The organism is Occallatibacter sp. (genome assembly GCF_049802275.1).
GTDB lineage: Bacteria > Acidobacteriota > Terriglobia > Terriglobales > Acidobacteriaceae > Telmatobacter.
In genome coordinates this window covers 1-3,623 of the sequence record NZ_JBARMD010000276.1, presented here as the reverse complement: position 1 = coordinate 3,623, position 3,623 = coordinate 1, and the positions used below count along the sequence as shown (strand labels likewise).

At 60.4% G+C, this 3,623-nt stretch carries 3 protein-coding genes; 1 reads left to right on the top strand and 2 read right to left on the bottom strand.

Features of this window, described 5'->3' with window-relative positions; translation table 11 throughout:
* The coding region (locus WA354_RS09525) for a VWA domain-containing protein (protein ID WP_472812773.1) at positions 1-357 on the top strand (357 nt) is incomplete at its 5' end.
* A gap of 201 nt (positions 358-558) precedes the next feature.
* Here WA354_RS09525 and WA354_RS09520 read toward each other — a convergent pair.
* Both WA354_RS09520 and ppdK read right to left on the bottom strand, forming a co-directional pair.
* Entirely contained in the window at positions 559-1,419 is an 861-nt protein-coding gene (locus tag WA354_RS09520) for a transglutaminase-like domain-containing protein (protein WP_472812772.1), read from the bottom strand.
* 199 nt (positions 1,420-1,618) lie between these two features.
* The coding region (gene ppdK / locus WA354_RS09515) for a pyruvate, phosphate dikinase (RefSeq protein WP_472812771.1) at positions 1,619-3,623 on the bottom strand (2,005 nt) is incomplete at its 5' end.

The window sequence follows — 3,623 nt, the reverse complement described above, 5'->3', positions numbered from 1 at the left end:
GGGATGGGCTATCCGGGCGGAGGTGGTGGGTATCCGGGTGGGGGCGGCGGCTATCCCGGCGGCGGTGGCCACGGGCACGGCGATTCAAAACCTGCAGTTGACGGCAAGAAGATCATGGCCCAGATTGCCGAGCGTACCGGCGGCCACGCCTTCGAGGCTAAAAAGAAGGACGACCTGGATGCCATCTACAAGCTGATTGCCGAGGAACTGCGCAGCCAGTACCTGCTGACCTATACGCCCGATAAGGTCGATAACGACGGCGGATTCCACAAGGTCGCGCTGAAGGCCAACAAGAGTGATCTGATCGTGGCGACGCGCGAAGGGTATTACGCGCCGGGCGGGGATGAATCGAAGTAGAGCGGAAGTGACTCGACTTTGACAGGTTCTTTAGTTGGTTGGCGGCCCGAGTGGGAAATTCAAAAAGCAGATTCTTCGCTTCCCACCCCCGAACCTGCCCCGAAGAGTGACGAGTCACTCTTCGGGGCCCCTGAAACGTTCGGGGCCCGTTCGCTCAGAATGACACCTCAATTTTCATCTTGAAGTTTTTGGGACACCACACTAGTTTGCGGTGGGCTCCATGGCCGGTTCGCTGAGTGCTGGCGCGTCCAACGCGGCCTCGGTCACTTCGTCGGTGATCACCGTGAAGTGGCTGAGATTCGCCTGGCCGAATGACGTTGTGATTGCCACATCCGAGGCATCGCGGCCTACGGCCATTAGCACGCGGCCGATGCGGGGAGTGGCGTGGCGGGCGTCGAATGTCCACCAGCGGTTCTCGAGGTAGACCTCAAACCAGGCGCTGAAATCCATCGGCCCGGAAGCTGGCCAGGAGATGTCACCGAGGTATCCGGTGGCGTAGCGCGCCGGGATATTCATGGCGCGGCAAAAGGTAATGGCGAGATGCTGAAAATCGCGACACACGCCGATGCGCTCGGTGTACACGTCGAGCGCTGACTTGGTGGGTCGGGCGTGGGGATAGCTGAACGTAACCTTGCCATGCACCCAGTCGCAGATGGCCTGCACTCGGGACCAGCCGGGGGTGATGTGGCCGAAAAGCTCGTAGGCGATGTTCGAGAAACGATCGACCTCGCAGTAGCGGCTGCTGAGCAGGTAACAGAGGAATTCGGTTGGCACGTCGCCAACTGGGACCTCGTGGGCGTAGATATTGATTTGGTCCTGGAGTCCGGTGTCACGGATGAGCGTGGAGTTGTGCAGGCGCAAGCGGCCTTGCGGGGCGACGAAGCGAGTGCAGCGATTGCCGAAGCCATCGATGTACTCGGTCGCGTCGACCTGCGGCTCGATGTGCAGGGTGTCTGGCTCGATAAGGTCTTTGTCGCGCGAGGGATGGACGTGGAGCAGCGTCACGATGGGCGCGGATGCGGGGACGTCGAATTGTATGTCGTAGCCTATGCGAATCAGCATCAGGTCGTTGCCTCTAATTTATGAAATGCCGTGTGTCGGTTGTTAAAGGGAGCAATCAGGTCGGAGCAGGGAAATGAGAGACAGCGCTCTGGCAGTCAGTCTATTAGATGCAATCGTGCGGAATGTGATTGATTTGTTCGTGGACAAAGAGAAGGGCGCCCGCCGAAGCGGACGCCCTTTGTCACTGGCCGCTTGCGTTTTACTTGTTGGTGTGCGACGTTCCGGTTGCTTCTTCCACGGCTGCCTGGGCTGCCGCGAGGCGTGCCGTGAGCAGGCGGAAAGGTGAGCAGGAGACGTAGTTGAGGCCGATCTTGTGGCAGAACTTGACGGACTCAGGATCGCCGCCGTGCTCGCCGCAGATCCCGACCTTCAGGTTGTTGCGCGTGTTGCGCCCCTTGGCGGTGGCCATCTTTACCAGCGCGCCGACGCCAGGCTGGTCGAGCGTGGCAAACGGATCATGCTTGAAGATGCCGGCTTTGAGGTACGCAGGCAGGAAGTTGTTGATGTCGTCGCGCGAAATGCCGTAGGTCGTCTGGGTCAGATCGTTGGTGCCGAAGCTGAAGAATTCAGCCTCTTCGGCGATCTGATCGGCGGTCAAGGCTGCACGCGGAAGCTCGATCATGGTTCCCACCATGTAGTCGACACTCTCACCCTTCTCCTTGAAGACGTCTGCGGCAATGCGGCGAATGATCGTCGCCTGGTGGCGCATTTCTTCAATTGAGCCGATGAGCGGAATCATGATTTCGACGTGCGGATCGCCGCCCTTGTTCTTGACGGCAACCGCGGCTTCGAGAATTGCCCGCGCCTGCATCTCGGTGATCTCGGGGAACGTGATGCCGAGGCGGCAGCCACGCAGTCCGAGCATTGGGTTCATCTCGTGCAGCTCTTCCACGCGCGCCAGCAGCGGACGAAGTTCCTTCAGCTTGGGCGAGCGGGGCTTGGTGTCTTCGAGGTGCTGGATCTGAACCAACAGCTCTTCCCGCTTGGGCAGGAACTCGTGCAGAGGCGGATCGAGCAGGCGGATGGTGACCGGGAGTGATTCCATGGCCTTGAAAAGACCGACAAAGTCGGCGCGCTGCATCGGCAACAGCTTCTTGAGCGCGTCGCGGCGGTCCTTCTCGTTGTTAGCCAGAATCATCGTGCGCACGTGCCCGATGCGGTCTTCAGCAAAGAACATGTGCTCGGTGCGGCAGAGGCCGATTCCCTCGGCACCGAACAAACGTGCCTGCTTGGCATCGCGAGGGATGTCGGCATTGGCGCGAATGTTAAGTTTGCGCAGCGGGTCGACCCAACTCATGAACTTCACGAGGTCTTGATCGTCGGGCTGCGCGGGAAGCGTCTTGAGCTGACCGGCGATCACCCGGCCGGTGGTGCCGTCCAGCGAAATCCAGTCACCCTGCTTGTAGGTGTGGCCCTTGACGCGGAGTTCCTTGGCGTTTTCGTCGACGACGCAGTCGCCGGCGCCGGCCACGCAGCACTTGCCCATGCCGCGGGTAACGACCGCAGCGTGTGACGTCATGCCGCCGCGCGAGGTAAGAATGCCGGCTGCGACTTCCATGCCGGCGATGTCTTCAGGAGTGGTTTCGCCGCGGACGAGGATGATGGTGCGATAGGCGCCGTTCTGGTGGTACTTCACGGCATCTTCCGCGGTGAAGACGATCTGTCCGACAGCCGCGCCGGGCGATGCCGGAAGGCCGGTGGCCAGCACTTCGATCTTCTCGCCTTTTTCCACAAGACGCGGAACAAGGAAGTCGTAAAGCTGGTTGGGTTCTACGCGGAAGATTGCTTCTTCCTGTGTGATGAGGCCTTCGCGCACCATGTCGATGGCGACGCGAACAGCGGCGAGGCCGGTGCGCTTGCCATTGCGGGTCTGCAGCATGTAGAGCTTGCCATCCTGGATGGTGAACTCGAAGTCCTGCATATCGCGATAGTGCTTTTCCATCTTCCAGGTAATGGCCTTGAGATGGTCGTAGACCTTGGGCATGGCGCGCTCGAGCTCGCTGATCGAGAGAGGGGTGCGCACGCCGGAAACGACGTCTTCACCCTGCGCGTTCATCAGATACTCGCCGAAGAAAACCTTCTCGCCGGTGGCGGGATTGCGCGTGAAGCCTACGCCTGTGCCGGAGTTTTCGCCGAGGTTGCCGAAGACCATGGCCTGGACGTTGACGGCTGTGCCCAGCCAGTCATCGATGTGGTTGATGCGG